Raw genomic sequence first — 25049 nt, 5'->3', positions numbered from 1 at the left:
CGATCCGCGGGGTTGCGTCAAGCGTCGGCCACGGCCGCCAGAAGCTGGGCATTCCCGCCCGAGGCCGTGGTGTCGATGCACAGGTGCCGCTCTAGCAGCGCATGGCCGGCGTCGGGCGTGGCGATCAGCGGCAGGATCGGCCCCTGCCGGCTGGCCAGCGCCTTGGCGCGGGCGCGGCCCTGCAGCGCGTCCCCCCACCACAGCGCGCCCGAGAACCCCTGCAGCGTCGTCAGCGCCTCGACCGGCAGGCCGGGGGCCTCAACGGCATGGCCACCCAGCTTGCGCACCGCCTCGGCCTGGGCCAGCGCGGCGCTACGTCCCGGCCCAAGGCAAAGCAATGGCGCACGCGGGGTCAGGGACAGACGGTTCGACTCGCCCGTGGGACCGGGCATGTCCTGAGCCTGAGGGGCGGTTGCAGGCAGCGGCGCGGCCAACGCTTTGGCCACCTCGGCCACGGATGTCGCCGCGCCGTCCTCGCTGGCCACCGGGGTCGGGGCGCTGGTGAACCGGGCCAGGTAATGCGGCCCGCCCGCCTTGGGTCCGGTGCCCGACAACCCCTCGCCACCGAAGGGCTGGCTGCCGACGACAGCGCCGATCTGGTTGCGGTTGACATAGGTGTTGCCGACCCGCAGCCCCTCGACGATGCGCTGCACCCGGTCATCGATCCGGCTGTGCAGACCGAAGGTCAGGCCATAGCCCGTGGCGTTGATCGCGGCGATCACCCGGTCGATCTGGTTCGCCTTGAAGGTGGCGACATGCAGGACCGGACCGAAGATCTCGCGCGGCATGTCCTCGATGCCGTTTACCGACAGCACCGTGGGGGCGATGAAGGTCCCCTGCCCCGGTGCAGCCAGCTCCTTCAGGACGCGCCCTTCGGCCCGCGCGGCGTCGACATAGGCGCGGATCCCCGCCTGCGCCTCGGCGTCGATCACCGGGCCGATGTCGGTGGACAAAGCCCACGGATCGCCCAGCGCCATATCCTCCATCGCGCCGAACAGCATCTCGGTCACGGTCTCGGCCACGTCCTCTTGCACATAAAGGCAGCGCAGGGCCGAACAACGCTGGCCGGCAGACTGGAAGCTGGAAGCGATGATATCCCGCACCGCCTGTTCCGGTAGCGCCGTGCTGTCCACCAGCATCGCGTTCAGGCCCCCGGTCTCTGCAATCAGCGGGGCCGTCGGGTCCAGGTGGTCGGCCATGCTGCGGCGGATCGCCTGCGCCGTCTCGGTCGAGCCGGTGAAGGCAACCCCGTTCACCCGTGAGTCGCGGGTCAGGGCAGCCCCGACCGCGCCATCGCCAGGGAGAAGCTGAAGCGCGGTCGGGGGCACAGCAGCCGCCAGCAGGTGGTCGACGGCAAGGGTGGCGATGAGGGGTGTCTGTTCGGCGGGTTTCGCCAGGACGGCATTGCCCGCGGCCAGGGCGGCCCCGATCTGGCCGCAGAAGATCGCCAGCGGAAAGTTCCAGGGGCTGATGCAGGCAAAAACCCCGCGCGCGGGGTGCTGCTGCGCGGCCTGGCTGGCGTAATAGCGCAGGAAATCCACCGCCTCGCGCAGTTCGGCCACGGCATCGGCCAGGGTCTTGCCCGCCTCGCGTGCCAAGAGGGCGAAGATACGGCCAAAGTCCGCCTCCATCCGGTCGGCAGCGCGGTTCAGGACCATGGCACGCTCTTGCGCGGCGGCGGCCCAGGGCTCGGCCAGCCGCAGCGCGGTGTCCACATCGGGCAGCGCCGCCGTGGTGACGTGGCCGACCACCGCCCCGGTCGCCGGGTTCAGGACCGCAAGCTGCGGCCCGCCCACGACACGGCCTGCAAGGCGCGGCGCGGCGTCGATCCGCGCCTCGGCATAAGGCGCGCGGGCAGCCTCGATGGCCGCCAGATCGGCGGTATCGGTCAGGTCCCACCCCTGACTGTTCTTCCGCCCGCCAAACAGCGCCGGTCCGGCCGTCAGTGCCGGACTGGGGATCACCGCCAAAGCCTCGACCGCCGTCAGTGGGCAGGCAGCGACGGTTTCCGGGGCCACATCCTCATCCACGATCTGGTTGACGAAGCTGGAGTTCGCGCCGTTTTCCAGCAACCGGCGGACCAGATAGGCCAGAAGATCGCGGTGCGCCCCGACCGGAGCGTAAATCCGACAGCGGGTGGCGTTGTCAGTCAGGACAATATCGTGCAACCGCTCGCCCATGCCGTGCAGCCGCTGGAATTCATAGTCCATCGCAGTCAGCCCTTGTGCCTGGGCAATGTGCAGGATCGCCGCAACCGTATGGGCGTTGTGGGTGGCGAACTGCGGATAGATCCGGTCGGTCAGGCCAAGCAGCTTCCGCGCATTGGCGACATAGCTGACATCGGTGGACTGCTTGCGGGTAAAGACCGGAAAGCTTTGCAGCCCCAGCACCTGGGCCCGCTTCACCTCGGCATCCCAATAGGCGCCCTTGACCAGACGCACCATGATCTTGCGGTCAAGCCTTGTCGCCAGGGCATGCAGCCAGTCGATCACCGCGCCAGCCCGGCGGCCATAGGCCTGGACGACGACGCCGAACCCTTCCCACCCCTTCAGCGCGGGATCCGAAAGGGTGGCCTCGATCACCTCCAGCGACAGGGCCAGGCGGTCGGCCTCCTCGGCGTCGATGTTGAACCCCAGGCCCGCGGCTTTCGCCAGCGATGCCAACGCGCGGACGCGGGGGACCAGTTCCTCCATCACCCGCGCGCGCTTGGCGACCTCATAGCGCGGGTGCAGCGCGGAAAGCTTGACCGAGATGCCGGGATTGGTGCGGATGTCGTTGCCCTTGGCGGCCCGAGCGATGGCGGTGATCGCGCGGGAATAGCTCAGGTGATAGCGGCGGGCATCGGCCTCGGTCCGGGCCGCCTCGCCCAGCATGTCATAGCTGTAGGTATAGCCCTTGTCTTCCAACTCCTCGGCGCGGTCCATCGCCTTGTCGATGGTCTCGCCCAGAACGAAGTTGCGCCCCATCTCCTTCATCGCCCGCCCGACGGCGGTTCGGATCACCGGTTCCCCCAACCGCTTCACGGCGGCGCGCAGGTGGCGGGTGATCCCGCCCTCGGCATCGTCCAGGACCTTCCCCGTCAGCATCAGCGCCCAGGTCGAGGCGTTCACCAGGCTTGAGGCCGATTTCCCCAGATGACGGCCCCAGTCCGAGGGGGCGATCTTGTCCTCGATCAGCGCATCCATGGTCTCGGCGTCGGGAACCCGCAGCAGCGCCTCGGCCAGGCACATCAGCGCGATGCCTTCGTCGGTCGAAAGCCCGTATTCCGCCAGGAATACCTCCATCAGCCCCGGCTTTGCACTGGCGCGGATGCGACGCACCAGGTCCGCGCCCTGTGCGACGATGGCGGCGCGCGCCGGCGCATCCAGCGCGGCTTCGGCCGCCAGACGGCGGACCAGGCCTGCCTCGTCGGCCAGGGCTTCGGTGGTGATGACAGACCAGGCGGATGCAGAATCGACGGGCATTTCAGGGACCTTTCTTTCCGCCCAGAATAGCGCCAAAAATGCAGGCTGTTTTCCTGAAGATCATGTGGTACCCGGTCGGAACGACAGCGAATCTGGAAAACTGCGATGCCAAACGACCGCGTGGACCTTGACCGTTTCGACCTTGCCATCCTGCGCGTTCTACAGACCGACGGCCGGATCGCCGCAGTGGAACTGGCCCGCCGCATCGGCCTGTCGAAATCGCCGACCCAGGCCCGCATGAAACGGCTGGAGGAGGCGGGGATCATCACAGGCTATCGCGCCATCCTGGACCCGATCAAGATGGGACAGGCGCATGTCGCCTTCGTCGAAGTTCGGCTGTCCGACACGCGCGAGGCGGCGCTGACCGCCTTCAACCGCGCCGTCCTGCAGGTGCCCGAGGTCGAGCAATGCCACATGATGGCGTCAAGCTTCGACTATCTGCTCAAGGTCCGGACTTCGGACATCCAGGCGTACCGGCGGGTTCTAGGCGAAGTGATCTCGACCCTGCCGCATGTATCCTCGACCTCGACCTATGTCGCGATGGAGGCGGTGAAAGAGGTGTTCTGACCCGCGCCGCGTGGATCGCCCTATTCTTTCGGCTTGCCAGCCGAGATGGTGACCTTCGCGTTGGTCGAGGAAACTTTGACCGGGGCCTTCGCGGCCTCTTTTTTCGGTTTCTTCACTTCCTTGCGCTTGTTCATGCCCTTGGCCACGACCGTATCTCCCTGCCCGGCCCGGATGGCCTGACGCGATGCTATGCCCGCCGGGGCAGGAATGCACGGACCAACTTCGACCCCGCAATGTCGCCCCGGAACTTGCCGGGCCGCGACCACGGCCGCACACTCCTTGTATCCAAGCCAGAACCGGGAACGAGAGATGAGCCTTGACCGCGCCGAGCTTTCCGCCGCGACCCAGCCCCTGAACCGGGCGCGCTCCATGCCGGCGGGGTTCTATACCGACCCGGCGATCTTCAAGGCCGAGCGTGAGCGGATCTTCCTTCGACACTGGTTCTTCCTGACCCGCGCCGAAGAGTTGCCCCAGCCCGGCGACTATCGCGCCTTCGACAGCCCCGGCGGGCCGATTGTCCTGATTCGCGGCAATGACGGCAGCTTGCGCTGCTTTGCCAATTACTGCCGCCACCGCGGCTCGATCCTGCTGGAGGGGTCGGGCAACGTGGGCGGACGCATCACCTGCCCCTACCACGCCTGGAGCTATCTGAACGATGGCCGCCTTTACGGCTGCCCGGACATGAAGGACGCCGAAGGCTTCGACAAGGTCGAGAACGGTCTTGTCGCCCTGGACCTGGACGAATGGGAGGGATTCGTCTTTGCCCGCTTCACCAGGGACGGGCCCAGCCTGCGCGACCACCTTGGCGACTTTCCCGACCGCATGGCCAGCCACCAGCTTGGCCAGATGCGCTGCACCTGGCGGATCACGCTGGATGTGGTCTGCAACTGGAAGCTCATCCTTGAAAACGCGGTCGAGACCTATCACACCGGCATCGTCCACAAGAACACCGTGGGCGCCCAGCAATCCCGCACGCCGCAGACCCTGGGCGACTGGATCTGCATCCAGGTGATCTCAGGCCGGTCCATCGCCACGCTCAGCGACACCGTCCCGCCCTTCGACCCGATTGCCGGCCTGGACGAGGATGCGCGCCAGGGCACCTATTTCACCGTGGTCTTTCCAACCGTGCAATTCGCCGTGGCGCAAGACACGCTCTGGTGGCTGAACACCATCCCGGTCAGCGAAAACCGCACTGTGCTGGAGGTCGGCGGCTGCTTCCCCAAGGATCGGCTCTCGCTGCCCGACTTCGCCACCCGCGCCGAACCCTATTACGACCGCTGGGAACGCGTCGCGCGCGAGGATGTGGGCATCCTTGAAAAGCAGCAGCGCGCGCTGGCCTCGGCGCTTTACCGTCCGGGGCCGCTATCCTGGCGTGACGACATGGTGCAGGCCCTGGGGATCTGGGTGGTGGACCGGTTGGGCCTTTGACCCGAAACGGGTGCCCGCGGCCTGCATTCAAGACTTCTGGCGGATACCTTCAAAGCGCTACCTGACCTCGCCTCGAATGCCGGGCATACGACCGGGCCTCGGGCGGAAGATCGGCAGGAACAGGTCGAAGCGGATGGCGCAGGCGCGCAGGGTAAAGCCTGCCGCGATAGCCAGGGCGGTGGTTGCAGGCCCCGATACCCCCAGCGCATCGGCCACAACATATGTGACCGACCCGCAGACGGCCGCCGTCACATAGATGTCGCGCCGCAAAAGGATGGACGGCTCCTGCCCCAGAATGTCCCGCAAGATGCCCCCCACAGCCGCGGTGATCACACCCATCCCCACGGCGACCAGCGGCCCGGTCCCCATGTCCAGCGCCTTGGCCGTGCCCACGGTCGTGACCAGCGCCATGCCGAACGCGTCGAGATACAGCAGGAAGCGGTAGCGCGACGCCACCAGATGGGCCGAGAAATGCACCAGCCCCGCCGCGCCAAGGCACAACGCCAGCGGGGTTGGGTCCACGATCCAGAACACCGGCGCATCCAGCAGCAGGTCGCGCAGCGTGCCACCCCCCACGCCGGTGATCACGCCCATCCACATGAAGCCGACGATGTCCATCTGCTTGCGCGAGGCGACCAGCGCACCGGTGATCGCAAAGACGACCGCCGATGCAAGGTCCAGGACGCGAAGGATCTCCGCAGCCTGCAGGGCGACGTCAGACATGGCTGACAAGCCAGAGCGAGATCGCCGGGAACGCCACCAGCAGGCCAAGCCGGATGATGTCCACCGCGATGAACGGCACCAGGCCGCGGAAGATCCGCAGGACCGGCACATCGGGCAGCACGGCCTTCAGCACAAATACGTTCATGCCGATCGGGGGCGTGATCAGCGCGATTTCGGTGACCACGACCACGATGATGCCGAACCACACCAGGTCGAACCCCTGCATCGCGACCACCGGGGCGAAGAGCGGCACGAAGATCAGGATGATCGCCATCGAATCCATCACGCAGCCAAGGACCAGGAAGATCACCAGGATCGCCAGGATCAGCCAGTAGCCGGTCAGTCCCAGGTCGTTGACCAGGCCCAGAATGCCGACCGACAGCCCCGACATGGTCATAAGCTTGGACAGCATCATCGCCCCGAACAGCACGACATAAAGCGAGATCGAGGTGTAGGCCGTCTCCAGAATCACCGTGCGCAGCACCTTCAGGGTCAGCCTGCCCTGCAGAAAGCCCACCAGCACCGCCATTCCGGCCCCGATGCCCGCCGCCTCGGTCGCGGTGAAAAGATCGCCGTAAAGGCCACCGATGATCAGCCCGAACAGGAACAGGAACGGCCAGACCCCGCGCAGCGAGGCGATCCGCTCGGACCAGCTGCTGCGTTCGCCCTGCGGCGCCTCTTCCGGGCGGCGCCAGGCCACCCAGACGACCGCCAGCATGTAAAGCGTCAGGCCCAGAAGGCCGGGCAGGACACCGGCCACGAACAGGTCGCCGATGTTGGTCTGGGTAATGATGCCGTAGATCACCAGGATGATCGACGGCGGGATCAGGATGCCCAGCGTGCCACCCGCCGCGATGGTGGCCGAGGCCAACCCATCGGAATAGCCATAGCGACGCATGCTGGGATAGGCGACCTTGGCCATCGTCGCCGCCGTCGCGTAGCTGGAGCCGCAGACCGACCCGAACCCGGCGCAGGTCACCATCGTGGCCAGTGCCAGGCCGCCCCTGACCGACCCCAGATAGGCATAGGCCGCGCGGAACAGGTCATGCGCGATCCCGGTGCGCGAGATGACGTTGCCCATCAGGATGAACATCGGCACCACGGCCAGGTCATAGGACAGCACCGCCTCCGAGACCGTCATGGGAAACAGCGTCAGCGCGGTGCCGGTGCTGGTGATCCAGGCCAGGCCCGCAAGCGAGACCGCCATCAGCGCGATGCCCAGCGGCACGCGCAGGAAGGCCAGCAGGATCACTGCGACCATCGAAATGAAACCGACGATCACAGCAGTTCCTCCTGGTCATGCGCGACCGAGATCGGCGCGGCGAAAGCGGTATAAAGGGCGGCCAGCGCCGCCAGACCGGCACAGGCGGCCATCCAGCCGTAAAGCGGCGCGCGCGGGATGTTCAGCCCCTGGCTGACCTCTGAAAAGCTGGCAGCGTCCATGGCCTTGCTGAAAAGCGCCCAGGCCATCAGCGCAAAGATCAGCGCGGTCAGGAAGATCGTCGTCTTCAACCACCAGGCAAGGCGCGCTTGCAGCAGCACCTTGTCGAAGAGGTCGACCTTCAGGTGCAGCGCGGCCAGCGTGACCAGCGGCAGGCCGGTAAAGACCAGAAGCCCCATCAGATGCTCGGTCACGTCATGCGCACCAAAGATCGGCTGGCCGAACAGGCGACGACCGATCACATCGGCAAAGGTCAGGGCGACCATCGCTGACATCAGACAGACAAGCACGGCTTCCACCGCCCGTCTGACCTTGTTTGCAAACTCCATTGCGTGCCCCTCCCAAGGCCGGCAAGTGGCCCGGCGCCTGCGCGCCGGGCACTTGCGTCACTTCGCGCTTTCCTCGGCATAGGCAGCCAGGTAGTCGGCGCGCATCGCTTCGGGATCGGCAACCCCGGCGGCCTTGGCGGCGACGATCCAGTCGGCGATCATCTTGTCCGAGACGGCGGTGATCGCGGCCATCAGCTCGGCCGAGGGTTCGTGGAACTGGTGCCCGGCCTCGGTGAACAGCTTCATCGCCTTTTCGTTCTGCAGGTCGAACTGCTGGCCCCAGGCGCGCGACAGCGCCTCGCCCGAGATCGCGGCGATGGCGGCGCGGTCGGCTTCTTCCAGGCCTTGCCACTTCGCCTCGTTGATCGCGATGAAGAAGCTCGCGTCGTACAGACCGCCCGGCACCAGCGTGTGGTTCTGCAACTGCTCTTCCAGGCGGAAGTTCATCACCGATTCCACCGAATGCAGCGAGGCGTCGATCACGCCGCCTTCCAGAAGTTCATAGGCCTTGGTCCCCGGCGCGGCGACCGGCACGGCGCCAAGCGCCTCCATGATCTGGGTCTGGATCGGGCCACCGATACGGACCTTCTGGCTGGCGATATCCTCGGGCGTGATCACCGGCTTGGACCCGTGGTGGATATGGCCGCCACCGAACAGCCCCACGCCCAGGATCTCGACCCCGTCGAAGGCGGCGTTGTCGCCAAGGTGTTTGTCATAGGTGCGCCACAGTGCGACCGAGGACGCTTCGGCGTCGGTGCCGACAAACGGGAATTCCGAGAACCAGACCGAGACGAAACGCTCGGGCTCATAGGTGAAATTGCCCCAGGTGATGTCGGCAACGCCGGTGCGGGCCAGTTCGAAATGCTGCGCCGGGGCGCCAAGCGGGGCGGGCATGATATTCAGCGTGACGCGCCCCTCGGTCACCTTTGCCACCTCTTCGGCATAGGGAACCAGGATGTCGGTGTGGACGAAGTGTGTCTGCGGCACCCAGCTGGAGACGGTCAGGACGGTCTCTGCCTGGGCCGAGGCCCCGACGAGAACGAGGCTCAGCCCGAAGGCGCTGGCAAGCAAGTTGGTCTTCAAGGACATCACGATTTCCTCCCTGGAATGGTGATAGGTGACAGTTGGTCAGGCGGACGCGGGCGTGCCCGCAGCAAGGACAAGGTCCACCAGGACCGCCGCCCCGACCGGGATCACCCCGGTGTCGAAGCGGTAGTCGGGGTGGTGGCAGTAAGCGCCGTCCTGGCCGACGAAGAAGAAGGCCCCCGGCAGATGGCGCAGGAACAGGCTGAAATCCTCGGACGCCATCAGTGGCCGCGCATCGCGGATCAGCCGATCGGCGCCCAGGCTGCGGACCACCGCCTCGGCCACCCGCTCGGCGCAAGCCGCATCGTTCACCAGCACCGGAACCAGCGGGGTGATCGCCACCTCGACCGGGGTGCCAAAGGCCTGGCAGGTGCTGTCGGCCGCGTCTTGCAGAAGGGCATGGACCGCTTCACGGGCGGCTTCCGAATGGCTGCGAAGCGAGCCGCCGATGACCACCTCGTCGGGCAGGACGTTCGAGGCGTGTCCGCCCGCGATCTGGCCAAAGGACAGGACCGCACTGTCGCGGCAATCGGTGCGCCGGGTCAGCAACTGCTGGCCCAGGCCCAGGAAATGCGCAGCGGCAAGGATGGCGTCCTGCCCGGTCTGCGGGGCGGAACCGTGGGTCCCGTTCGCCCGCACCGTCACCCGAATATCGTCCGACGAGCCCATCGCCGCGCCGGTCATCACGGCGACCGACCCTGCCGCAACACCCGGCAGGTTATGCAGCGCATAGATCGCCGACATCGGCACGCGGTCCAGGAGACCGGCCTTCAGCATCGCGGCCGCGCCGGTCAGCAATTCCTCGGCCGGTTGAAAGAGGAAGGCCACGTTGCAGGCAAGGCCCGGATGCCGCGACAGGGCGGCGGCGGCGGTCAGGATCGTGGCCATATGCCCGTCATGCCCGCAGCCATGATAGCGCGGCCCGTCCGGGGTCTGGACGGTTCCATCCGCCGGCCCCTGCATCGGCAGCGCGTCCAGTTCGGCGCGCAGGCCGATGAACGGCGCCCCCGCAGGCCCCTTGCGCAACAGGCCGACTACCCCGGTGCCGCCGATGCCCTCGATGACCTCCAGTCCCAGGGCGCGCAGTTCCGCCGCGATGTAGGCCGCGGTCCGTGCCTCACCGAACCCGGTTTCGGGCATCGCATGCAGCTCGTCGAACCAGCGCAGGCTTTCGGCCCGTTGCGCATCGGACCAGTCGGTGAAGGAAAGCGACATTTTATTGCGGCCTAAGATAGTTTTCTGTCGCAACTATCCGTCCAAGCGGCCAGTCGGAACAAGGTATCAGTCCATACCCTGCCGAAGGGCCTGCGGGCCGGCCTAATCCCTTTCGGCCGGCAACCCCGCATCGAACCGCTCCAGCGCCGCGCGATAGTCGTCGGAGCGGACCCATCGGCCCAATCTTTCGACCTGCTCGAACAGCCGCGCGCGGTCGGCGGCAGGGAACGGGTCCAAGAGCAGCGCCTCCAGCGCATCCGACAGCGCCCGCCCGCGGTGCCGAAGCGCCTGGCCCCGTGGTGTGGTCGACAGGTGATACTTGCGCGCGTCCGTCCCGGAAGAGGTGCGCAACAACAGCCCATCGCCAATCAGCTTCTGCAGAATGCGCGAGGTCAGACTACGCTCCAGCCCGCTTTTCTCCCAGATCTCCACGAAGGTCGTGCCGGGCATGTCATCGACGATTCGCAGTACGCGCATCTCTCGGATCGAATAGCCCAAGGCACGCAGGAAGATGGCATCGTTCCCGGCAATCGCCTCGTCCGCGATGATTTCCAACAGGTAGGTCAATCGCTTGCTCGGAAAACTGCTGTCAGGCATCGCCCACTCCTCTGGCCGGTCCGGCGGCTCAGCTTCATCTTGCGGGCAATGGTATCTGTGTGCAATAGTTGCTAAGTAAGATTATCTTGATCAGCAACCATGAAACCGATGCCCGACAACGACCAGCCCTTTCCGACCGACGCCACAACCGCGCCGGCATCGTCGGGCCCGCACGGCGGCGTCGGCTTTGGGTATCGCACCAGACCGCTTCGGTATTGGACCGCCGGCCCTGCCCGGTGCCATCTTCGGCTCATCGAAGGACCAGAACCGAAGGCCAGAGCCGTGACCAAGATCGACCGTATCGACGCCATCATCATCGACGTACCGACCGTGCGCGGCCATGTGCTGTCCATGACGACCATGCTGACGCAGTCGGTGGTTCTGGTGCGGGTCCGCTTCTCGGACGGGTCCGAGGGGCTGGGCGAAGGCGCCTCGATCGGCGGGCTGTCCTATGGGCCGGAAAGCGTGGAAAGCGTCAAGCTGGCGATCGACACCTATATCGCCCCTGCGCTTGTGGGCATGGACGGGGATGCCATCGCCGCCGCCAGCGCGCATATGGAAAAGGCGGTAAAGGGCAATCCCATCGCCCGTGCCGCCGTGGAATGTGCGCTGTGGGACGGCCTTGGTCGCCGCGCTGGCCTGTCGGTGGCGCAACTTTTCGGCGGGCGCGTCCATGACCGGCTGCCGGTGGCCTGGACCCTGGCCAGCGGCAACAGCCAGACCGACATAGACGAGGCCGAGCGGATGCTGGACCTCCGCCGCCACCGCGACTTCAAACTGAAGATCGGCAAGCGCCCGGTGAAACAGGACATCGCCCATGTCGCCGCCATCGCCGCCGCCGTGGGCGACCGGGGCACGATCCGGGTCGACGTGAACCAGGCGTGGAGCCTGACCGAAGCCCGCTACGGCGCACGCGGTCTGCAAGAGATCGGCTGCGTCCTGATCGAACAACCCGTGGCCCGTGACAAGCTGGCAGCCCTCAAGGCGCTGACCGACGGGTATGAGATCGCCATCATGGCGGACGAGGTGCTGCAAGGCCCCGCTGACGCGATGCGGGTGGCCGCCAACCGCTCGGCCGATGTGTTCGCGGTCAAGGTCTGCCAGTCCGGCGGGCTGAAACCCGCCTCGGACGTGATCGCCATCGCCCGTGCGGCGGGGATCGACCTTTACGGCGGCACCATGCTGGAAAGCGGCCTTGGCACTGCCGCCGCGATCCAGCTTTTCGCCACCGTCCCCGATTGGCAGTTCGGAACCGAGATGTTCGGGCCCCTGCTTCTGAAGGACGAAATTCTGGCCACGCCGCTGGAATACAAGGATTTCTCGGTGACCGTGCCGCAAGGCCCTGGCATCGGGGTCAGCCTCGACGATGACAAGGTGAACTTCTACCGCCGTGACCGGACGGTCTCGGTCAAGGCCATCGCGGGCGAATAATACCCCCTCGGGAGGAGGGACAGGACGTCGAACCCCGGTTCGGCGAACAGAGAAGCTTTGCCCGATGGGCATGAGGAGGAGGAACGGATGTTTACCGACGCAGGACTTGACGAGATCACCCGCCGCCTGGACGGCATCGTGCAGGACAAGCCCGAAGAGGGCATCTTCCGCGCCCGCCGCGACATGTTCACCGACCCCGAGCTCTTCGAGCTTGAGATGAAGCATATCTGGGAAGGCAACTGGATTTATCTCGCGCACGAATCCCAGATCCCGAACGTCAACGACACCTTCACCACCCACATCGGCCGCCAGCCGATCATGATCACCCGCGACAAGACCGGCACGCTGCACGCGCTGATCAACGCCTGTTCGCACCGGGGCGCGATGCTGTGCCGCCACAAGCGGCAGAACAAGGCGACCTTCACCTGCCCGTTCCACGGCTGGACCTTCAACAACACCGGCAAGCTGCTGAAAGTTAAGGACCCTGACGGCGCGGGCTACCCTGACCAGTTCAACAAGGACGGCAGCCACGACCTGAAGCGCGTGGCGCGGTTCGAATCCTATCGCGGGTTCCTCTTCGGCTCCTTGAACGCCGATGTGCAGCCGCTGTCGGATTACCTGGGCGAGGCCAAGGTGATGATCGACATGGTCGCCGACCAGTCCGACGAGGGGCTGGAGGTGCTGCGCGGGTCGTCGACCTACACCTACCAGGGCAACTGGAAGCTGCAGGCCGAAAACGGCGCGGACGGCTACCACGTCTCGGCCGTCCACTGGAACTACGTCGCCACCACCAGCCACCGCGCGGATGAGGGCAAGGACGAGGTGAAGTCGGTCGACGCCTCGAAGTGGAACAAGCAGAAGGGCGGGTTCTACAGCTTCGACAACGGCCACCTGGTTCTCTGGACCAAATGGGCCGACCCGACCAACCGCCCCCTCGCTCCGCGCCGGGATGAGCTGGTGGCGAAGTATGGTGAGGCGAAGGCCGACTGGATGATCGGCTACCTGCGCAACCTCTGCCTCTATCCGAACCTGTTCCTGATGGACCAGTTCTCCAGCCAGCTGCGCGTGTTCCGCCCGATTTCGGTCGATCAGACCGAAGTCACGATCTACTGCATTGCGCCGAAAGGGGAATCCCAGGAAGCCCGCACCCGCCGCATCCGCCAGTACGAGGACTTCTTCAACGCCTCCGGCATGGCGACGCCGGACGATCTGGAGGAATTCCGGGCAACCCAGATGGGTTATGCCGCAGCCCCCACCGCGCAGTGGAACGACCTGACCCGTGGGGCCAAGCAATGGATCACCGGCGCCGACGAGGAAGCCCAGCGTATCGGCCTGAAGCCGATCCTGTCGGGTGCGCGGACCGAGGATGAGGGCCTTTTCGTGATCCAGCACACGCAATGGACCGAACGCATGGCCGCCGCCGTCGAGGCCGAGCGCCGGACCGCAACCCAGATCGCAGCGGAGTGAGAGGGATGAACGCCGTGACCGATACCCAGCTTTCCTACGACGCCCTCTGCGCCTTTCTGTATGCCGAGGCGCGCGCCCTGGACGACCGCCGTTTCGACGACTGGATCCAGTTCTACCACCCCGACTGCCCGTTCTGGATGCCCGCCTGGGACGACTACGACACCCTGACCGAAGACCCGGCGAACGAGATGTCCTTGATCTACTACCCCAACCGGGGCGGGATCGAGGACCGGGTGTTCCGCATCAAGACCGACCGTTCGTCAGCCACCTCGCTGCCGGAACCCCGCACCGGGCACAACATCACCAATGTCGAGGTGCTGGGCCGCGAGGGCACCAAGACCCACATCCGCTTCAACTGGATGACGCACAACTACCGCTACGGGACGACCGACACCTATTGGGGCACCTCGTTCTACACGGTGGATGTCGCCTCGGGTGCGCCACTGATCACCTCGAAGAAGGTGATCCTGAAGAACGACCGCATCCACCATGTGATCGACGTCTACCACATCTGACACCGCAAAGCCGGACCCCAGACCGGCACCCCGGCGCGGCCCCTGAGGAGGAGGCCCGCCGGGGAGAGGAGGAGCCATGACCTACAAGATCGCCCTGAACTTCGAAGACGGCGTCACCCGCATCATCGACTGCGATGCGGATGAGAAAGTCTCGGACGCTGCCTTCCGGCAGAAGATCAACGTGCCGATGGACTGCCGCGACGGCGTCTGCGGCACCTGCAAGTGCAAGGCGGAGCGGGGCGAGTATGAGCTTGGCTTCTACCTGGAAGACGCGATGACCGAGGATGAGGCCGCGGCGGGCATGGTCCTGACCTGCCAGATGATGCCAAAGTCCGATTGCGTGATCGCCATCCCGGCCTCGTCCCTTGCCTGCAAGACCGGAGCGCAGACGGTGCAGGCCGCCGTAGCGGGGGTCGAGGTGCTGTCCGATACCTCCTACCGCCTGCGGGTGAAGCTCGCGGCCCCAATGGGCTTCCTGCCCGGCCAATACGTCAACGTGGCTGTTCCCGGCACCGACCAGACCCGCGCCTATTCTTTCTCCAGCCATCCCCAGGCGGACGAGGCGTCGTTCCTGATCCGCAACATTCCGGGCGGGCTGATGTCGGGCTACCTTTCCCGCGCGAACGCCGGGGACGCACTGGCACTGACCGGCCCGATGGGGGCGTTCTACCTGCGTCCCGTGACCCGGCCCCAGGTCTTCCTTGCTGGCGGCACCGGCCTTGCGCCCTTCCTGTCGATGCTGGAACTGATCGCCACGCAAGGCACCGACCAGCCGATCCGCCTGGTCTACGCCGTCACCAAACTCGCCGACCTGGTGGAGATGGATCGCCTGCAATCCCTGGCTGCGCTGATCCCGTCGCTGACCCTCACCACCATCGTCGCCGACCCCGAGGCTGACCACCCGCTGAAGGGCTACGCCACCAACCACCTCACCGCCGCCGACCTGTGGGACGGCGGGGCCGATGTCTACCTCTGCGGCCCGCCGCCGATGGTGGAAGCGGTCCGCGCCCACATGCAGGCGCTGGGAGTCACGCCCACCTCGTTCCTGTTTGAAAAGTTCAACCCGTCCGAGACGAAGGCGGCCGCGTGATGCGCTTCAAGGGCAAGGTCTTTGCGATCACCGGGGCCGCGCAGGGCATCGGCCGCCGCGTCGCCGAACGGGCCGCACTGGAAGGCGCGTCGGTCGCGGTGATCGATCGCTCCCCCATCGGGGCCGAGGTGGCGGACTCCATCACGGCGGCGGGCGGCAAGGCGGCCTACTTCAGCGCCGATCTGGAAACCCATGCCGGAGCCTTTGCGGCGATGGCGGGCGTGGTGGAAACCTTCGGCCGCATCGATGTCTCTGTCCACAACGTCGGCGGCACGATCTGGGCCAAACCGTTCGAGCATTATGAGCCCGACCAGATCGACGCCGAGGTGCGGCGCTCGCTGTTCCCCACCCTCTACTCCTGCCACGCCGTGCTGCCGCACATGCTGGCGGCGGGGAAGGGTGTGATCGTCAACGTCAGCTCCATCGCCACCCGCAGCCTGAACCGCGTGCCCTATGCGGCGGCCAAGGGCGGAGTGAACGCGATCACCGCAAGCCTCGCATGGGAGGTCGCCGACCGCGGCATACGCGTCGTCGCCACCGCCCCCGGCGGGACCGAGGCCCCGCCCCGCTCCGTGCCGCGCAACACTGCCCCGCAATCGGCGCAAGAGAAGGTCTGGTACCAAGAGATCGTCGACCAGACGGTCCAGTCCAGCCTGATGAAACGTTACGGAACCCTGGATGAACAGGCAGGCGTGATCCTGTTCCTGGCATCCGACGATGCCTCATACCTGACCGGGGTCACGATCCCGGTGGGCGGGGGCGACCTGGGCTGACGCCCATCACAACTGGCGCCAGGGAGAGGCGCCGCAAAGGGAGAGAGACCATGAAATCGACCATCAAGGCGGCCCTTGCCGGGCTCGTCACCAGCACGGCCATGCTTACGGCCGCCCAAGCCGAGGACATCAAGGTCGGCATCCTGCTGCCCTATTCCGGCGTCTACGCGGCGCTTGGCCAGGACATTGACGACGCCTTCGCCCTGGGGCTTGAGACCTATGGCACGGACAGCGGTGTCACCTTCGAGATCGTCCGCGAGGATACCGAGGTCAAGCCGCCAGTGGGTCTGGCCAAGACCAAGAAGCTGATCCTGCAGGATGAGGTTGACGTGATGGTCGGCGTCGTCTCCTCCGGCGTCCTTGGCGCGATCCGCGACACCGTCGATGGCGCCGGGGTTCCGCTGATCGTGGCGAATGCCGGCAATGATGAAGCGACGGGCGAGGCATGCAGCCCCTACATCACCCGCATCTCCTTCTCCAACCAGCAGGTCAACCGGCCGATGGGCCAGTGGATGGTCGACCAGGGCGTGAAGAAGGTCTTCACCATCGCCCCGGACTATGCCGCCGGTCGCCAGATGATCGACGCCTTCACCACCGCCTTCACCGCTGCAGGCGGTGAGGTGGTGGGCCAGGAATGGCCCGCCTTCCAGAAGACGCAGGACTTTGGCCCCTTCCTTGCCAACGCCAAGGCCAGCGGTGCCGACGCGGTCTATGTCTTCTTCGCGGGCGGCGAGGCGATCTCCTTCGTCAAGCAATACGACAGCTTCGGCATGAAGGCCGAGATGCCGCTTTATGGGTCGGGCTTCCTGACGTCGGCCCTCTATGTCGAGGCGCAGGGTCCGGCAGCCGAAGGCGTCATCACCGCGCTCCACTATGTGCCGACGCTGGATAACCCCGAAAACGCGGCCTTTGTCGCGGCGTTCAAGGCCAAGACCGGCCGCATACCGTCGGAATATGCGGTCCAGGGCTATGACAGCGCCCGCGCGTTGGTCGAGGCGGTCAAGGCCGGGGCCACAGACCGTGCAACACTGGCGACGGCCCTGCCGAAAGTCGCCTTCACCGGCCCGCGCGGCGATCTGAAGATGGATCCGGCCACCAACAACGTGGTGCAGCCGATCCACGTCTACGAGACCGTCGCCGGTCCTGATGGCCTGACCCAGAAGGTCCTTGCCACCCTTCCGGCCGAGGCGGACCCCGTGAACGGCTGCGCCATGCCCGCCGCCACGAACTGATCCAACCGGGGGGCCTTCATTGGCCCCCTTTACCCCGGAGGGTTTCCCACCATGACCGCAGACCTCGGATTCTGGGTGTTGCAGATGCTGAACGCGCTTCAGCTCTCGATGCTCCTCTTTCTTCTCTCTGTCGGCCTGACGGTGATCTTCGGGCTGATGCATTTCGTGAACCTCGCCCACGGCTCGCTCTATGCCTTTGGGGCCTATGTGGCGGCCTCGCTTGCGGGGGTGCTTGGCTACTGGGGCGGGTTCTTCCTGGCCCCGCTGGCGGTCGCCGCAATGGGCGCGGCCCTCTACTTCACCCTGATCCGGTCGCAACGCCGGGCCGGGCCGATGGCGCAGGTGCTGATCACCTTCGGGCTGATCTTCGTCGCCGTCGATGCCACCCGTCTGGTCTGGGGCGACCTGCCGATCGGCATCGCAGTCCCTGCGGTGTTCGAGGGGCAACTGAGCCTCCTCGGCGTCGAATATCCCATCTACCGCCTCTTCATCATCACCCTCGGCCTCGCCGTGCTGGGCGTCCTCACCCTCATCCTGTCGCGCACCCAGATCGGCGCGATGATCCGGGCGGGCGTCGACAACGACCAGATGGCCGCCTGCCTTGGCATCAACGTCGAACGGATGTTCTTCCTGGTTTTCGTCGTCGGCTGCGCCCTGGCGGGTCTGGCCGGGGCGGTAGCCGCCCCCGTCCTCTCGGTCACGCCCGACATGGGCCTGCAGATCCTGATCCCGACCCTGATCGTCATCGTCATCGGCGGCCTTGGCAGCCTGAAGGGCGCGGTCGCGGGGTCCCTGATCTTCGGCTTCGTCCAGACCTTCGGCGCGGTCCTCCTGCCCACGCTGAGTTCCGTCCTCATCTACGCGCTTCTCGCGGCGGTGCTTGTCGCCCGTCCGCAGGGCCTTTTGCCCGCGAAAGGGTGATCCGATGTTCCAGCACACGCCGCTTCGTCTGACCACGCTTGCCCTTCTGGCCGCCGGATCGCTGGCCTATACCTTTGCCGCCGGCTTCTTCGGGCTGGAGATCCTGGCCGAGATCGCCATCCTTGCGATCCTTGTCATCGCGCTAGACCTGGTCGCGGGCTTCGGCGGGATGGTCTCGCTTTGCCACGGCGCGCTTCTGGGGGTGGGGGCCTATGCCTTCACCGTCGCCGCGACCGAGGCCGGCCTCAGCGCCGCCCCCGCCATGGCGCTGGCGATTGCCCTGTCGGCAGCGCTTGCCTTTGCCATCGGCGCGGTCTGCGCGCGCAGCACCGGCATCTACTTCATCATGGCCACCCTCGCCTTCGGGCAGATGGGCTACAGCTTCGTCTTTCAGTCACCGCTATTCGGCGGAGACGACGGCCTTGCCGGCGCCCCCCGCCCGGACCTTGGCGCCATCGGCATCGACCTCACCGACAGCCGGGCCTTCGCGATCTACGCGATCCTGCTGGTGGCAGTCACCTACCTGGTCGCCGCCGCCACCCTGCGCTCGGGCCTTGGGCGCAGCCTTGTCGGCCTGCACCACAACGAAAAGCGCCTGCGCGCCCTGGGCCTGACGGTCTGGCGCGCCAAGGCCACGGCCTTTGCCATCTCGGGCGCGTTGGCCGGCCTAGCTGGCTGCCTTGCCGCGCAGCACACGCAATACATCTCGCCCGGACTTCTGTCCTGGACCGTCTCGGGCGAGGCGCTGGTCGTCGTCATCCTGGGCGGCCTTGGCACGCTGGTCGGCCCGATCCTTGGCGCGATCCTGTTCGTGGTCCTGAAGCACGAAATCTCGGCGCTGACGCCCTATTGGCACGCCATCGTCGGCCTGATCCTGATCGCCGTGGTGATGAGCCGCGCCAACGGCGTCGTCGGCTTTGTCGAGGCACGCCTGGCCACCCGCAAACCGCAACCGCTGGTCAAGGAGGCCAAGGCCGATGCTTGAGACCCGCAACCTGACCAAATCCTTCGGTCCGATCCAGGTGACCAAAAGTGTCAGCTTGAAGCTGGAGAAGGGCGAACGCCGCGTCATCCTTGGCCCGAACGGCGCGGGAAAGACCACGCTCTTCAACCAGCTCGTGGGCGAGATCATCCCGAACGCAGGCTCCATCCACCTGGACGGGGCCGACGTGACCGCGCTTCGGGTTGCCGACCGCGCGCGTCGCGGCCTAAGCCGCAGCTATCAGAAGAACACCCTCTTCGACGCCCTGACGATCCGCGAAAACCTCGGCCTTGCCGCCGCCGTCGCCCTGGGCAAGGGCCAGGGCCTCTGGTCCGACCCGCTGCAAAGCCCCGAAGTCCGCGAGACGGTCCGCGAAGTCGCGGCCCTTGTCGACCTCGCGCCCAATCTGGACGCCACCGTCAGCGCCGTCAGCTATGGCATCCGCCGCCAGCTGGAAGTCGGCATCGCCCTGGCCACCCGGCCGAAGGTCATCCTGATGGACGAGCCGACCAGCGGCGTCGGGCCGGAAATGTCCAAGGGCTTTCACCGCCTGCTGAAATCGCTGCCGCGCGAACTGACCATCCTGATCATCGAACATGACATGGACCTTGCCTTCGACGTGGCCGACACGATCACCGTGCTGAACTACGGCGAGGTGGTTTTCGACGGCCTGCCCGAAGCCGCGAAGGGCAGCCAGCTTCTGAAGGACATCTATCTGGGGGCATGGGAAGATGCTTGATCTGACAGACCTTTCCTCCGGCTACGGCGAGACCCAGGTCCTGCATGGCCTGTCGCTGAAGGCCGAACCCGGCCGCGTGCTGGCCATCCTTGGGCGGAACGGCGCGGGCAAATCGACAACGCTCAAGACGATCATGGGCCTGCTGCCCGCACGCGGTGGCAGCGTCAGCTTCGGCGGCAAGAAGCTGACCGGCCTTGCCCCTTTCGACATCGCCAGGCTTGGCATCGCCTATGTCCCGGAAACCCGCGACATCTTCCGCTCGCTGACGGTGCGCGAAAACCTTGACCTCGCCGCCCGCCGCTTCCCCTGCCCGCCCGGCGGCTGGACGGTTGACCGCGTCGTCGACCTTTTCCCGCGCCTGGGCGAGCGGATGGACAACGGCGGCGACCAGCTTTCGGGCGGCGAGGCGCAGATGCTGGCCATCGCACGCGGTCTCCTCATGAACCCGCGCCTCCTGATCCTGGACGAACCGACCGAGGGCTTGGCCCCGATCATCGTCAAGCTGATCCACGCCAAGCTGGCCGAGTTGAAAGGCGACGGGCTGTCCATGGTTCTGGTCGAACAGAACTTCGGCTTCGCCACCTCGCTGGCCGATGACGTCGTCATCGTGTCCAGGGGCACCATCGTCTGGCAGGGCAGCACCGAAGCGATCCGCTCGGATGTCGAGGCGCAGCACCGCTGGCTGGGGGTCTGACCGCCCCCAGGGCCGGGGACCGCCGGTCAGAACGTCTTGCGCGCGACCTTCTGGGCAATGGCCACGAAGTTGCGCACATGCACGCCTTGTTCGTCCAGCCGGTGGTTGACCGACACCCCGGTCCTGGCCAGCGGGTTCAGGATGTCGTGAAACCGCACGCCCGTCCGTTGCACCGACCCCACCGACTGCGGCACGATCGACACCCCCTCGCCCACCGACACCAGCGCAATTGCGGTCTGGAAGTCCATCGTGAACACGCGCCGCTTCAACTCGATCCCCAGCCCCGCGCAGGAGTCCAGGACGAAATCCGCGAAGGAGGGCCTGGGAAACTCGGGGTAAAGGACAAAAGCCTCACCCGCAAGGTGCCGCAAGTCCACCGCACCCTTCGGCAGGTCCAGCGTGTCCGGCACCGCCAGCACCAGGGGCTCCTCGCCCAGCTTGCGGGTCGTGATCTCGGCATCCTCCAGCGCCGGGCGGGCAAAGGCGATGTCGATCTCGCGCCGGATCAGGCTGCGATGCAGTTGCGCATTGTTCATCGGGATCAGCGACAGGTTCACCTCGGGGTACGCGGCGCGAAAGCTTTTCAGGATCGTCGGCAGGATGCCATAGGTCGCCGATCCGACGAAACCCACGCGCAGCCGCCCCTCGGCCCCCTGCCCGATCCGGCGCACCTCCAGCTTGATGTCGTTGAACTCGGCCAGCATGGCCGTGCCCCTTGCGTAAAGTCGCTCTCCGGCCTGCGTCAGCGTGATCGCATTGCGGCCCCGGTTAAAGAGAAGCGCCCCAAGGTCATCCTCGATCTGCTTGATCTGCCGGCTAAGCGGCGGCTGCGCCATGCCCAAACGTTCAGCCGCGCGGCCGAAGTGCAATTCCTCGGCCAGGGCGATGAAATACTCCAGCTGCTTGATGTTCACCGCCGCCTCCCCTGCGCTGCCTTTAGCTAACCTGCAAAACCCCATACCCCAAAGGAAAAAGCCGCACCCCTTGCAAGGTGCGGCAGGTCCGACAGGGAGGTCGTCCAATCACTCGGCAGCCAGCGCCGCCGCGTTGGCTTCGGCCTTCAGCGTGAAGTCGAAGCGCAGGTACAGGTCGGTGCCATGCTCGGGCTTGCCCTTCTGGAAGTCGCCCACCAGGCTGTCCTTCACCGCAAAGACCGAGTCATTGTCCAGCCACTTGGACGAGCTGTCATAGATCTGGCTGACCAGGGTACGGAAACCGTCCTTGGCGACGATGAAGTGCAGGTGGCCCGGCCGGTTCGGGTGGTGACCCATGTAGCGCAGAAGCTCGCCCGCAGTTTCGTCCGCCGGGATCGGATAGGGCACGGGCCGCAGGGCGCGCAGCGCGAAATAGCCGTTTTCGTCCGTCTCGAACCGGCCGCGCAGGTTATAGTCGGGCTGGTCGTGGTCGTGGTTCTCATACAACCCGTTCGGCGCATCTTCCCAGATGTCCAGCGTCACCCCGGCCAGCGGGCGACCCGAGGTGTCCTTCACATAGCCTTCCATGAAGACGGTCTCTTCATTGTCGAAATGCTTCTGCGCGGTGGATGCGCCATGCGGCAGGACCGGCGGGTTTTCGCGGTAGAACGGGCCAAGCACCGTCGATTCCGATTCCGTCCCGGTGACCGGGTTCGTCAGCATGTCGCACAGGACCTCGACGCCCAGGATGTCGCCCAGAAGGATGAACTCCTGCCGCTTGTCGCTGCAGACCGCCCCGGCGCGGCCAAGGAACATGCAGGCTTCGATGAATTCCGAATGGGTCAGTTTCACGTCCTTGCAAAAGCCGTGCAGGTGTCGGATCGCCGCCGTCATGATCTCGCGCTGGCGGTCGGTGACCTCGCCGTTCTGGCCAAGTGATGCGATGACCACATCAGTGACGTTGTCGATGGTAACCTTGCTCATGGTGCCCCTCCTCCGGGTATCTGGTGATCTGGTGCGGGCTGCCCTTCCGGCCACTCCCTCCCGCTGATGCACCGACTATCCATGCCCCCCGCCGCCCCGCCAATGACCGCGCAGGTATGGCCCGATACCCCCAAGCCCCACAGCAGACCCAAGGCAGGGTCAGGGTATCGCAGGATACCCTGAACGTCATTGCGAGAACGGCGCCGGGCGCGCTTTTTCGACCCATCACCCCCAACGGGGCAAGGAGGAAGCACCCAATGCGCGCCACGCTGGCCACGATGCAGTCGCGTCTGAACGCGACGCCCCATCTTCTCCGCCTTGGGCGGCTCTTTTCCGAAACCGTCCTGCTCGAGGTGGACGGCGCCGAATACTACCTGACCTTCCGCGACGGGCGGCTGGAACAGATCGCCGAAGGCCCAAGCCGCAAGACGCCCTGGCGCTTTGCCCTTCGCACCGATGCCGAGGCGCTGGCGCAATTCTGGCAGCCCCTGCCCAAGCCCGGCTTTCACGACCTCTTCGGCCTGGTGAAGATCGGCCGTGGCCGGATCGACGGCGATATCCTGACGTTGGTCAAGAACCTGCGCTTCTTCAAGGAGTTCATGGCCTTGGCCCGCCCCGAACCCAGAACGGAGGATCTGGCATGAGCTTCGAGCCCATCACCGGCCGCTACCTGACCGTCACCATCCAGGGCCGCCGCCAGCGCATCTATGTGGAAACGGCCGGCGAAGGCACTCCCGTCCTCTGCCTGCACACCGCAGGTGCCGACACCCGCCAGTGGCGCCACATCCTGAACGATGCCGGGCTGACCGCCAGCCACCGCTTTTTCGCCTTCGACATGCCCTGGCACGGCAAATCCCTGCCGCCCGAAGGCTTTCAGACCGAAGAATACCTGCTGACGACCGACGCCTATATGGAGACCGTCCTGGCCGTCGCCGCCGCGCTTGGCCTTGACCGGCCCATCCTGGCAGGTTGCTCGATGGGCGGGCGGATCGCGCTGCAACTGGCCGCTTTGCACGCCGACCGCTTCTCTGGCTTCATCGCGATCGAAGCTAGCGATTTCCAACCCGCGTGGTACGACATCGACTGGTTCCACCGCCCCGACGCCCATGGCGGCGAGATGGGCGCGGCCCTCGTCTCGGCCAACATTAGCCCCCATGCGCCGGATGCGGAACGCTGGAACACGCTGTGGATGTTCATGCAGTCCGGTCCGGGCGTGTTCCGGGGCGATCTCAGTTTCTACACCCGCGACGACAGCCTGATCGGACGGCTTGCCCGGATCGACACCACCCGCACGCCGGTCCACCTTCTTGTCGGCGCCTATGACCTGACCTGCACGCCCGAAGACGCCCGCCGCACCGCCGCCGCCATCTCCGGCGCCACCTGCACGGTGATGGAGGAGTTGGGCCATTTCCCGATGTCGGAACACCCCGCCGCCTTCCGCCCCTTCTTCGCCGAGGCCTTGGCCCGGATGGAGGTGCCCGCCGATGTGTGACCGCTGCCTGCCCCGCAAGGGCACCGCCCGCCCTTCCCCGTATCCTCAGCCCGAGTAACCCGAATGACCGCCGGAAGCCCCTGCATCATCTGCGTCGCCATCACCGGCTCGCTGCCGACCAAAGCGAACAACCCCGCCGTGCCGATCACCATCGCCGAGCAGATCGAGTCGACGCACGAGGCGTTCGAGGCCGGTGCCGCCATCGTCCACGCCCATGTTCGCGACGACGAGGGCAAGCCGACCTCGGACCCCGACCGCTTCGCCCGGTTGCTGGAGGGGGTCCGTCAGCATTGCCCCGGCATGATCGTGCAGCTTTCGACCGGCGGCCGCTCCGGCGCGGGCAAGACGCGGGGCGGGATGCTGCCCCTGCGGCCCGACATGGCCTCGCTCTCGGTCGGGTCGAACAACTTTCCCACCCGCGTCTATGAAAACCCGCCGGATCTGGTCGACTGGCTCGCCTCCGAGATGAAGACCCACGGCGTCATGCCGGAAATCGAGGCCTTCGACCTGTCGCACATCCTGAAAGCGCACCAGATGTGGCAGGCGGGCCAGATCGTGGCACGGCCCTATGTGCAGTTCGTCATGGGCGTGAAGAACGCAATGCCCGCCGACCGCGAGGTGTTCGACTATTACATCCGCACCGTAAAGCGCCTGTTTGGCGACGACGCGCCCTGGTGCGCCGCGGGTATCGGCCACAACCAGATCGTCCTGAACGAATGGGCCGTCTCTTCCGGCGGCCACGCCCGCACGGGCCTGGAAGACAACGTCCGCCTTGACCGCGACAGGCTCGCCCCCTCCAACGCGGCGCTGGTGCGGCGGGTGGTGGACCTCTGCGACCGCTACGAACGCCCGGTGGCCGATTGGCAGACCGCACGCGCCATTCTCAAGCTCGCCCCGGCTCTGGCAGAAGGCACGGAGGACCTGTCACGTATTGCGCCGCCCCAAGTGCTCGTTTAGGCCCCCTG

The 25049-nt window shown here is 66.2% G+C and carries 25 protein-coding genes; 15 read left to right on the top strand and 10 right to left on the bottom strand.

Going from position 1 to position 25049, the window contains the following annotated elements:
- Nucleotides 1–17: 17 nt before the first annotated feature.
- Entirely contained in the window at nucleotides 18–3464 is a 3447-nt protein-coding gene (gene putA, locus CXR42_RS13645; protein WP_103258097.1) for a bifunctional proline dehydrogenase/L-glutamate gamma-semialdehyde dehydrogenase PutA, read from the bottom strand.
- A gap of 105 nt (nucleotides 3465–3569) precedes the next feature.
- Here putA and CXR42_RS13640 point away from each other — a divergent pair, with 105 nt between their 5' ends.
- Entirely contained in the window at nucleotides 3570–4031 is a 462-nt protein-coding gene (locus tag CXR42_RS13640) for an Lrp/AsnC ligand binding domain-containing protein (RefSeq protein ID WP_103258096.1), read from the top strand.
- A 20-nt stretch (nucleotides 4032–4051) separates the two neighbouring features.
- Here CXR42_RS13640 and CXR42_RS19915 read toward each other — a convergent pair whose 3' ends face one another.
- Nucleotides 4052–4177 carry a hypothetical protein gene (locus tag CXR42_RS19915; RefSeq protein WP_281256750.1) on the bottom strand — a complete coding sequence of 42 codons (126 nt, stop codon included), beginning with the start codon at nucleotides 4175–4177 and terminating at the stop codon, nucleotides 4052–4054.
- A 163-nt stretch (nucleotides 4178–4340) separates the two neighbouring features.
- Here CXR42_RS19915 and CXR42_RS13635 point away from each other — a divergent pair, with 163 nt between their 5' ends.
- Nucleotides 4341–5459 (top strand): aromatic ring-hydroxylating oxygenase subunit alpha, encoded by a 1119-nt coding sequence (locus CXR42_RS13635; RefSeq protein WP_103258095.1) that lies wholly within the window; start codon nucleotides 4341–4343, stop codon nucleotides 5457–5459.
- A 57-nt stretch (nucleotides 5460–5516) separates the two neighbouring features.
- On the opposite strand, the gene CXR42_RS13630 is transcribed toward CXR42_RS13635, so the two are convergent.
- From CXR42_RS13630 to CXR42_RS13605, 6 genes are all read right to left on the bottom strand, one after another.
- Nucleotides 5517–6182 carry a trimeric intracellular cation channel family protein gene (locus tag CXR42_RS13630; protein WP_103258094.1) on the bottom strand — a complete coding sequence of 222 codons (666 nt, stop codon included), beginning with the start codon at nucleotides 6180–6182 and terminating at the stop codon, nucleotides 5517–5519.
- Entirely contained in the window at nucleotides 6175–7464 is a 1290-nt protein-coding gene (locus CXR42_RS13625; RefSeq protein ID WP_103258093.1) for a TRAP transporter large permease, read from the bottom strand. The genes CXR42_RS13630 and CXR42_RS13625 overlap by 8 nt, the downstream gene beginning before the upstream one ends.
- On the bottom strand, nucleotides 7461–7952 hold the full coding sequence (locus CXR42_RS13620) for a TRAP transporter small permease (protein WP_103258092.1): 492 nt from the start codon (nucleotides 7950–7952) through the stop codon (nucleotides 7461–7463). Before CXR42_RS13620 ends, CXR42_RS13625 begins: the two co-directional genes overlap by 4 nt.
- Nucleotides 7953–8009: 57 nt before the next feature.
- Nucleotides 8010–9041, bottom strand: coding sequence for a TRAP transporter substrate-binding protein (locus CXR42_RS13615; RefSeq protein ID WP_103258091.1), 1032 nt, complete (start codon nucleotides 9039–9041; stop codon nucleotides 8010–8012).
- A gap of 39 nt (nucleotides 9042–9080) precedes the next feature.
- Complete coding sequence (locus CXR42_RS13610; protein WP_103258090.1) at nucleotides 9081–10253, bottom strand: M20 metallopeptidase family protein; 1173 nt, start codon at nucleotides 10251–10253, stop codon at nucleotides 9081–9083.
- 102 nt (nucleotides 10254–10355) lie between these two features.
- Nucleotides 10356–10850 carry a MarR family winged helix-turn-helix transcriptional regulator gene (locus CXR42_RS13605; RefSeq protein ID WP_103258089.1) on the bottom strand — a complete coding sequence of 165 codons (495 nt, stop codon included), beginning with the start codon at nucleotides 10848–10850 and terminating at the stop codon, nucleotides 10356–10358.
- 282 nt (nucleotides 10851–11132) lie between these two features.
- Here CXR42_RS13605 and CXR42_RS13600 point away from each other — a divergent pair, with 282 nt between their 5' ends.
- The 10 genes from CXR42_RS13600 to CXR42_RS13555 all read left to right on the top strand — a co-directional run bounded on the left by CXR42_RS13600 (nucleotide 11133) and on the right by CXR42_RS13555 (nucleotide 20694).
- Nucleotides 11133–12281 (top strand): muconate/chloromuconate family cycloisomerase, encoded by a 1149-nt coding sequence (locus CXR42_RS13600; RefSeq protein WP_180996065.1) that lies wholly within the window; start codon nucleotides 11133–11135, stop codon nucleotides 12279–12281.
- A gap of 87 nt (nucleotides 12282–12368) precedes the next feature.
- Nucleotides 12369–13748, top strand: coding sequence for a benzoate 1,2-dioxygenase large subunit (gene benA, locus CXR42_RS13595; RefSeq protein WP_103258088.1), 1380 nt, complete (start codon nucleotides 12369–12371; stop codon nucleotides 13746–13748).
- A gap of 5 nt (nucleotides 13749–13753) precedes the next feature.
- The gene (gene benB / locus CXR42_RS13590) at nucleotides 13754–14263 is read left to right on the top strand and encodes a benzoate 1,2-dioxygenase small subunit (protein ID WP_103258087.1); all 510 of its coding nucleotides are present in this window, start codon (nucleotides 13754–13756) and stop codon (nucleotides 14261–14263) included.
- Nucleotides 14264–14339: 76 nt separating this feature from the next.
- Nucleotides 14340–15353: a benzoate 1,2-dioxygenase electron transfer component BenC gene (benC, locus tag CXR42_RS13585; RefSeq protein WP_103258086.1), complete on the top strand. Its 1014-nt coding sequence runs from the start codon at nucleotides 14340–14342 to the stop codon at nucleotides 15351–15353.
- Nucleotides 15353–16126, top strand: coding sequence for a benzoate diol dehydrogenase BenD (benD, locus tag CXR42_RS13580; protein WP_103258085.1), 774 nt, complete (start codon nucleotides 15353–15355; stop codon nucleotides 16124–16126). Before benC ends, benD begins: the two co-directional genes overlap by 1 nt.
- Before the next feature lie 50 nt (nucleotides 16127–16176).
- Nucleotides 16177–17358, top strand: coding sequence for an ABC transporter substrate-binding protein (locus CXR42_RS13575; RefSeq protein ID WP_103258084.1), 1182 nt, complete (start codon nucleotides 16177–16179; stop codon nucleotides 17356–17358).
- Between the two features lie 51 nt (nucleotides 17359–17409).
- Nucleotides 17410–18279 carry a branched-chain amino acid ABC transporter permease gene (locus CXR42_RS13570; protein ID WP_103258083.1) on the top strand — a complete coding sequence of 290 codons (870 nt, stop codon included), beginning with the start codon at nucleotides 17410–17412 and terminating at the stop codon, nucleotides 18277–18279.
- A gap of 4 nt (nucleotides 18280–18283) precedes the next feature.
- Nucleotides 18284–19264, top strand: a complete 981-nt coding sequence (locus tag CXR42_RS13565) for a branched-chain amino acid ABC transporter permease (protein WP_103258082.1) — start codon at nucleotides 18284–18286, stop codon at nucleotides 19262–19264.
- Nucleotides 19257–20000, top strand: coding sequence for an ABC transporter ATP-binding protein (locus CXR42_RS13560; protein WP_103258081.1), 744 nt, complete (start codon nucleotides 19257–19259; stop codon nucleotides 19998–20000). Before CXR42_RS13565 ends, CXR42_RS13560 begins: the two co-directional genes overlap by 8 nt.
- Entirely contained in the window at nucleotides 19993–20694 is a 702-nt protein-coding gene (locus CXR42_RS13555; RefSeq protein ID WP_103258080.1) for an ABC transporter ATP-binding protein, read from the top strand. The genes CXR42_RS13560 and CXR42_RS13555 overlap by 8 nt, the downstream gene beginning before the upstream one ends.
- 26 nt (nucleotides 20695–20720) lie before the next feature.
- Here the strand turns inward: CXR42_RS13555 and CXR42_RS13550 are convergent, their stop codons facing one another.
- On the bottom strand, nucleotides 20721–21608 hold the full coding sequence (locus CXR42_RS13550) for a LysR family transcriptional regulator (protein ID WP_103258079.1): 888 nt from the start codon (nucleotides 21606–21608) through the stop codon (nucleotides 20721–20723).
- Nucleotides 21609–21716: 108 nt separating this feature from the next.
- Nucleotides 21717–22592 carry a dioxygenase family protein gene (locus CXR42_RS13545; protein ID WP_103258078.1) on the bottom strand — a complete coding sequence of 292 codons (876 nt, stop codon included), beginning with the start codon at nucleotides 22590–22592 and terminating at the stop codon, nucleotides 21717–21719.
- Nucleotides 22593–22849: 257 nt separating this feature from the next.
- On the opposite strand from CXR42_RS13545, the gene CXR42_RS13540 reads away from it, so the two are divergent.
- The 3 genes from CXR42_RS13540 to CXR42_RS13530 all read left to right on the top strand — a co-directional run bounded on the left by CXR42_RS13540 (nucleotide 22850) and on the right by CXR42_RS13530 (nucleotide 25041).
- Nucleotides 22850–23236: a hypothetical protein gene (locus tag CXR42_RS13540; RefSeq protein ID WP_103258077.1), complete on the top strand. Its 387-nt coding sequence runs from the start codon at nucleotides 22850–22852 to the stop codon at nucleotides 23234–23236.
- Nucleotides 23233–24084 carry an alpha/beta fold hydrolase gene (locus CXR42_RS13535; RefSeq protein ID WP_103258076.1) on the top strand — a complete coding sequence of 284 codons (852 nt, stop codon included), beginning with the start codon at nucleotides 23233–23235 and terminating at the stop codon, nucleotides 24082–24084. The genes CXR42_RS13540 and CXR42_RS13535 overlap by 4 nt, the downstream gene beginning before the upstream one ends.
- A gap of 63 nt (nucleotides 24085–24147) precedes the next feature.
- Nucleotides 24148–25041, top strand: a complete 894-nt coding sequence (locus CXR42_RS13530; RefSeq protein ID WP_103258075.1) for a 3-oxoadipate:acetyl-CoA acetyltransferase — start codon at nucleotides 24148–24150, stop codon at nucleotides 25039–25041.
- Nucleotides 25042–25049 lie beyond the last annotated feature (8 nt).

The organism is Tabrizicola aquatica (genome assembly GCF_002900975.1).
Lineage (GTDB): Bacteria > Pseudomonadota > Alphaproteobacteria > Rhodobacterales > Rhodobacteraceae > Tabrizicola > Tabrizicola aquatica.
This window is presented reverse-complemented; position numbering and strand designations above follow the sequence as displayed.

What these genes read in the sequence shown, in the direction of transcription:
- CXR42_RS13545 (WP_103258078.1), bottom strand. Translation starts at nt 22,592, where the DNA reads ATGAGCAAGGTTACCATCGACAACGTCACTGATGTGGTCATCGCATCA.
- benA (WP_103258088.1), top strand. Translation starts at nt 12,369, where the DNA reads ATGTTTACCGACGCAGGACTTGACGAGATCACCCGCCGCCTGGACGGC.
- benB (WP_103258087.1), top strand. Translation starts at nt 13,754, where the DNA reads ATGAACGCCGTGACCGATACCCAGCTTTCCTACGACGCCCTCTGCGCC.
- CXR42_RS13615 (WP_103258091.1), bottom strand. Translation starts at nt 9,041, where the DNA reads ATGTCCTTGAAGACCAACTTGCTTGCCAGCGCCTTCGGGCTGAGCCTC.
- benD (WP_103258085.1), top strand. Translation starts at nt 15,353, where the DNA reads ATGCGCTTCAAGGGCAAGGTCTTTGCGATCACCGGGGCCGCGCAGGGC.
- CXR42_RS13640 (WP_103258096.1), top strand. Translation starts at nt 3,570, where the DNA reads ATGCCAAACGACCGCGTGGACCTTGACCGTTTCGACCTTGCCATCCTG.
- CXR42_RS13540 (WP_103258077.1), top strand. Translation starts at nt 22,850, where the DNA reads ATGCGCGCCACGCTGGCCACGATGCAGTCGCGTCTGAACGCGACGCCC.
- CXR42_RS13605 (WP_103258089.1), bottom strand. Translation starts at nt 10,850, where the DNA reads ATGCCTGACAGCAGTTTTCCGAGCAAGCGATTGACCTACCTGTTGGAA.
- CXR42_RS13530 (WP_103258075.1), top strand. Translation starts at nt 24,148, where the DNA reads ATGACCGCCGGAAGCCCCTGCATCATCTGCGTCGCCATCACCGGCTCG.
- CXR42_RS13610 (WP_103258090.1), bottom strand. Translation starts at nt 10,253, where the DNA reads ATGTCGCTTTCCTTCACCGACTGGTCCGATGCGCAACGGGCCGAAAGC.
- CXR42_RS13560 (WP_103258081.1), top strand. Translation starts at nt 19,257, where the DNA reads ATGCTTGAGACCCGCAACCTGACCAAATCCTTCGGTCCGATCCAGGTG.
- benC (WP_103258086.1), top strand. Translation starts at nt 14,340, where the DNA reads ATGACCTACAAGATCGCCCTGAACTTCGAAGACGGCGTCACCCGCATC.
- CXR42_RS13570 (WP_103258083.1), top strand. Translation starts at nt 17,410, where the DNA reads ATGACCGCAGACCTCGGATTCTGGGTGTTGCAGATGCTGAACGCGCTT.
- CXR42_RS13620 (WP_103258092.1), bottom strand. Translation starts at nt 7,952, where the DNA reads ATGGAGTTTGCAAACAAGGTCAGACGGGCGGTGGAAGCCGTGCTTGTC.
- CXR42_RS13630 (WP_103258094.1), bottom strand. Translation starts at nt 6,182, where the DNA reads ATGTCTGACGTCGCCCTGCAGGCTGCGGAGATCCTTCGCGTCCTGGAC.
- CXR42_RS13575 (WP_103258084.1), top strand. Translation starts at nt 16,177, where the DNA reads ATGAAATCGACCATCAAGGCGGCCCTTGCCGGGCTCGTCACCAGCACG.
- CXR42_RS13555 (WP_103258080.1), top strand. Translation starts at nt 19,993, where the DNA reads ATGCTTGATCTGACAGACCTTTCCTCCGGCTACGGCGAGACCCAGGTC.
- CXR42_RS13535 (WP_103258076.1), top strand. Translation starts at nt 23,233, where the DNA reads ATGAGCTTCGAGCCCATCACCGGCCGCTACCTGACCGTCACCATCCAG.
- CXR42_RS13635 (WP_103258095.1), top strand. Translation starts at nt 4,341, where the DNA reads ATGAGCCTTGACCGCGCCGAGCTTTCCGCCGCGACCCAGCCCCTGAAC.
- CXR42_RS13565 (WP_103258082.1), top strand. Translation starts at nt 18,284, where the DNA reads ATGTTCCAGCACACGCCGCTTCGTCTGACCACGCTTGCCCTTCTGGCC.
- putA (WP_103258097.1), bottom strand. Translation starts at nt 3,464, where the DNA reads ATGCCCGTCGATTCTGCATCCGCCTGGTCTGTCATCACCACCGAAGCC.